The sequence below is a fragment of the Lutibacter sp. genome, from assembly GCF_041596795.1.
In the GTDB taxonomy this organism is placed as follows: Bacteria; Bacteroidota; Bacteroidia; order Flavobacteriales; family Flavobacteriaceae; genus Lutibacter.
Window position 1 is genome coordinate 1 of the sequence record NZ_JBFHHX010000194.1, and the last position, 4,585, is coordinate 4,585.

Genomic DNA, 4,585 nt, shown 5'->3' on the forward strand with positions numbered 1-4,585 from the left:
ATTATTGCTTCCTAAATTATCTGTTTGTAAAAATTGCAAAATGTTATTTTCAAAAATTTTGATAATTCTAACATCAACAGCTTTTAAATTAACAGCTTCAAAATTAAATTTTAAATCGTTAGAGTTTGGTAAAATTACACCGCTAGAAACTAATCTGACCTGTGGTTTTAACTGCTCAAAAGCAATAATTTCTGAAAAATTATTTTTAAGTTTATAGCCATCTGTACTTGAAATTCCTTGAAAAACCTCAACTTGAACATTTCCGGCAATTCTTGTGCTTGGAAACACTTTTAAAATATTTCCATCAACCGTAAAAGTTACATTGTTGTTATTTTGAATTTCAACCAATCCATCAAAATTTTGTTGCATTTTAATTGGATCGGAGAAATTAATTTTCAAATACTGTTCGGGAGATTGAATAACCTCAACATTTAAAATACTAAAATTATTTTTACCCGGAATTTTAAAGGAACTTTCTCCTTTATTTTCTACATTAATTTTTTTGCCATTCCACGCAATTATTACTTCAGAATCATCTACAAATCGTTGTACACTATCTATAATAAACTGAAATTGTGTACTTAACGAGTCCGATTCATTCCATTTTATTTTAAGATTTTTATTTTTTTGCGAAGCAGAAAGTATTGTTTTTGCATTTTCTAAAGTTAAAATATCGGTGGTTTTAAGCAATCCTTCAATATATTTCCATTCTCTGTTATACGACTGAAAATTAGTTGTATTAATGCTAAAATTTTGTTGAATAGTTTTAAATTTAAAGGTGAAAGTTTTAAATTCTTCAGGAACATTATTGTATATTTTATGCAGTAAAATAGTAACTGTATATTCGGTATTTTGTTCTAAATTTTTTGAAGGTTGAAAAATTAAACTTCTACTATTTAATGCTGTTAATTTTCCATCAATTTCGGGTGAAATTTTAATTATTTTTAAAGAAAGCTCTTTGTTTGGCTCCCAAGAATCTACTTCTTTTGCTAAATCAATTTTTATAGGATCTGCAGTAGAAACTAACCCAGAAGTTGTATAACTAATATAGTCTCTAAATTTAAAAATATTATCAGGTTGTTGGTTTGTATCTTTTTTACACGATAAAGCCATAACACTTACTACAAGTGTTAAAAACAGGTATTTCACTTTCATTTTTGGATGAATTTATAGGTTTAGCAAATTTTGAATGAAGTTACAAAAAAATACCAAAATAAAAAGATGATTTTTAAAACCTACTTTTTTATAGGCAAAACATAAAAAAACACCGCCATAAAGTGACTGAAACTTCCTAACAATACAAAAATATGAAAAATTGCATGGTTGTATTTAATGCTTTTTATGCTGTATAAAACCGCACCAACTGTGTAAAAAATACCACCTGCCAATAACCAAAGTAACCCTTCAAGAGGTAAATTATTTACCAAAGGTTTTATTGCAAAAACAATTAACCAACCCATTAGCACATAAGCTATTGTCGAAATTTTATCAAACCTGCCAATAAAAAACAATTTTAAAATAACACCAATTAAAGCCAAGCCCCAAGAAACTCCAAAAATAGTCCAACCAACCCAACCATTTAAAACAACTAACGTAAAAGGAGTGTATGTACCGGCAATTAAAATATAAATAGATGCGTGATCGAAAATATTTAATTTATGACGTAATTTTGGACTTTGAACATAATGATACAATGTTGATGCAGAATACAATACAATTAAACTAACTCCATAAATACTAAAACTAACAATATGCCAAGGGCCGCCTTCTAAACTAGAATAAACAACCAACAATACCAACGCTACAATACTTAAAACCAATCCTATTCCGTGCGATAGAACATTTAGTTTTTCTTCTTTAGGATCGTAATAAGTGGTTCTTTTTGGCTTCATTTATTTTTTGATTTTAGAAATATTTGAAAAGGTAATCTTCTTTTTTAAATCATTAACGAGTTCATTGTATATTAAATTATATGTTTGCTTTTTTAAAGCATCACTATTTTTTAAGGTAAGACCTTCAGTACTTAAAAAACTATGAACTTTTACTCTTAATTTTCCTGGTTTTCCACTAAAAAAAGTATAAGAAAAACGTTTTTTACAATCGTAAAAAGTCATTGGAACAATGGGTATTTGGTGTTCTATGGCTAAACGAAAAGCGCCATTTTTAAATTCACTTAAAACAATACTTTCGTCATCTGGAACTAACCCTTCTGGAAAAATACAAACATCTAAACCATTGCTTAACCTTTTTCTGGCAGCTTCAAAAACGGCCAATCTGCTTTTAGAATTGCTTCTATCAACAATAATGCAGGTACGTTTGTAAAAAAAACCAAAAATTGGAATTTTAGTCAATTCTTTTTTTCCCACAAACACAAATGGATTTCTGGCAACTGAGAGCATAACCATAACATCTATCATAGAAGTGTGATTAGGACAAAACATATAACTTTTTGTATTGTCAACTATTTCTTCTTCAAACAAATCTACTTTAAAACCCATCACAAATAAAATGGTTTTAGCCCAAGCTTGTGCCATTTTAAAAAAAATGGGGTATAATTTATCTGAAGAGGTAACAATTAATAATACCGGAAAAATTGGAATTATTGTAAATAATACCCAACCGTAAAACCAGCATCGCCAAAAAATATAAAACAAGTATTTAAATAAATTCATAAGTATCAAAAATACATATTTAATTCTATTCTAATTTCTTTTTAAAATATGTATTTTTGCCACTTAAATTTTGAAAAAATGTCGAGAATTTTAACAGGTGTACAAAGTACTGGAACACCACATTTAGGAAACTTATTAGGCGCAATTATCCCTGCTATTGAAATGGCAAATAACCCTAAAAACGAATCATTTTTATTTATTGCTGATTTGCATTCTTTAACACAAATAAAAAACGGTAAAGAATTACGTGAAAACACCTACAGCACGGCCGCAACTTGGCTTGCTTGTGGATTAAATGTTAACAAAACTGTTTTTTATAGACAAAGTGATATTCCTGAAGTTACAGAACTTTCTTGGTATTTAAGTTGCTTTTTTCCGTACCAACGTTTAACATTAGCCCACAGTTTTAAAGATAAAGCAGATAGATTAGAAGATGTAAATGCTGGTTTATTTAGCTATCCAATGTTAATGGCTGCTGATATTTTATTATACGATGCAGAAATTGTTCCTGTTGGAAAAGACCAATTACAACATTTAGAAATAACGCGTGATGTAGCTAACCGATTTAACCACCAAATGGGTGACACTTTAGTGCCGCCAGAAGCAAAAATACAAGAAGGATCTATGTGGGTGCCAGGAACTGATGGTGGAAAAATGAGTAAATCTAGTGGTAATATTATTAATATATTTTTACCAGACAAGCAACTTCGTAAGCAAATTATGAAAATTCAAACAGATTCCACACCACTTGAAGACCCTAAAAACCCTGATACGTGTAATTTATTTGCATTGTATAAATTATTAGCTACTGAAGCTGAAATTGCTGAAATGAGAGCTAATTATGAAGGTGGTAATTATGGTTATGGAACTGCTAAACAAGCTTTTTATGATTTGTTAATTACTAAATTTGCTAAAGAAAGAACTCGCTACAATTATTATATGGAAAACTTACAAGAAGTTGATAAAGCTTTGGCTATTGGTGCCGAAAAAGCTAAAGCCGTTGCTGCTGATGTTTTAAAACGTGTAAGAGAAAAATTAGGGTACTAAAAAACACCATTTTTATAAAACATAAATCCTTATTTTGAATGTATTTTAAACATAAGGATTTTTTTATTTAATAATGTATTTGCGTTAAGGATTGAACGGTTTGTTTGAGCTCTTTTTTAGTTTTATTTTAAACTGAAAAAAGCGAGTAGTGAAAGCCTGACCCAAAGGGTAACGCCCAAATAATTTTATTACTCCGTATACGTATGAACACTATTATTAGCTACTGGTAAATAGTTTACACCAAACCAATACACTAACAATACAACAAACGCAAGTGCTAAAATAGTAAGTGCTTGTTTTGATTTATTTGGGTGAAAATGACGGTAATGAATGTAAATTAAATAACCCATCCAAGTTAAAAACACAAATTTATTGTGATTTTTTAACCACAATTTTTGTAAAATATTATTTGTTTAAAATAATTTCATTTCGTATTATTAATTTTTATAAATTAGTCTTGAAAAAAGATTTTTTTGCTATGGATTATTTTACTACTTACAATTTTTTCTACGTAAAATTACATAACTATTTAAGACTAATTAGTCTTTTTTGTGTTGTTTTTTACGGTTTAACTACTACAATAATTAAGATACCCTAAAATAGTATAATTATGAAAAAACTAGTTCTTATTTTAACAATTACCATATTACTAACAGCTTGTAATAAAGATAACGATTCTATTGCACCAATAGACCAGTTACCAGAAGCTACCCAAACAGGAGAAAATACTTTTGGCTGTTTATTAAATGGTGAAGCTTTTTTACCAAGTGGAGGTGTTAATCCACTGGATTGTGTTTATGAATATTATGATGGATCTTACCACTTTGCATTACAAGGGAATAGAAGAGATGATTTAGGATATTTAA

6 protein-coding genes are annotated in these 4,585 nt (G+C 28.8%); 2 read left to right on the forward strand and 4 right to left on the reverse strand.

Annotated elements, in window-relative coordinates:
* The 3 genes from ABY298_RS14920 to ABY298_RS14930 form a co-directional block, all read right to left on the reverse strand.
* Nucleotides 1-1,155: Ig-like domain-containing protein (locus ABY298_RS14920; RefSeq protein WP_372746850.1), on the reverse strand; the 1,155-nt coding region annotated here is incomplete at its 3' end.
* A gap of 80 nt (nt 1,156-1,235) precedes the next feature.
* Complete coding sequence (locus tag ABY298_RS14925) at nt 1,236-1,892, reverse strand: hemolysin III family protein (RefSeq protein WP_372746851.1); 657 nt, start codon at nt 1,890-1,892, stop codon at nt 1,236-1,238.
* Nucleotides 1,893-2,498, reverse strand: a complete 606-nt coding sequence (locus ABY298_RS14930) for a lysophospholipid acyltransferase family protein (RefSeq protein ID WP_372746852.1) — start codon at nt 2,496-2,498, stop codon at nt 1,893-1,895. It lies immediately after the preceding gene.
* A gap of 252 nt (nt 2,499-2,750) precedes the next feature.
* On the opposite strand from ABY298_RS14930, the gene trpS reads away from it, so the two are divergent.
* Nucleotides 2,751-3,719 (forward strand): tryptophan--tRNA ligase, encoded by a 969-nt coding sequence (gene trpS, locus ABY298_RS14935; RefSeq protein ID WP_372746853.1) that lies wholly within the window; start codon nt 2,751-2,753, stop codon nt 3,717-3,719.
* 188 nt (nt 3,720-3,907) lie between these two features.
* Here the strand turns inward: trpS and ABY298_RS14940 are convergent, their stop codons facing one another.
* A complete protein-coding gene (locus tag ABY298_RS14940; RefSeq protein ID WP_372746854.1) occupies nt 3,908-4,111 on the reverse strand; it encodes a hypothetical protein in 204 nt (67 codons plus the stop codon).
* A gap of 218 nt (nt 4,112-4,329) precedes the next feature.
* Between ABY298_RS14940 and ABY298_RS14945 the strand changes: the two genes are divergently transcribed.
* The coding region (locus tag ABY298_RS14945) for a lipoprotein (RefSeq protein WP_372746855.1) at nt 4,330-4,585 on the forward strand (256 nt) is incomplete at its 3' end.

Excerpts from the sequence above, each read along its gene's own strand:
- ABY298_RS14925 (WP_372746851.1), bottom strand. The coding sequence starts at position 1,892 with ATGAAGCCAAAAAGAACCACTTATTACGATCCTAAAGAAGAAAAACTA.
- trpS (WP_372746853.1), top strand. The coding sequence starts at position 2,751 with ATGTCGAGAATTTTAACAGGTGTACAAAGTACTGGAACACCACATTTA.
- ABY298_RS14930 (WP_372746852.1), bottom strand. The coding sequence starts at position 2,498 with ATGGGTTTTAAAGTAGATTTGTTTGAAGAAGAAATAGTTGACAATACA.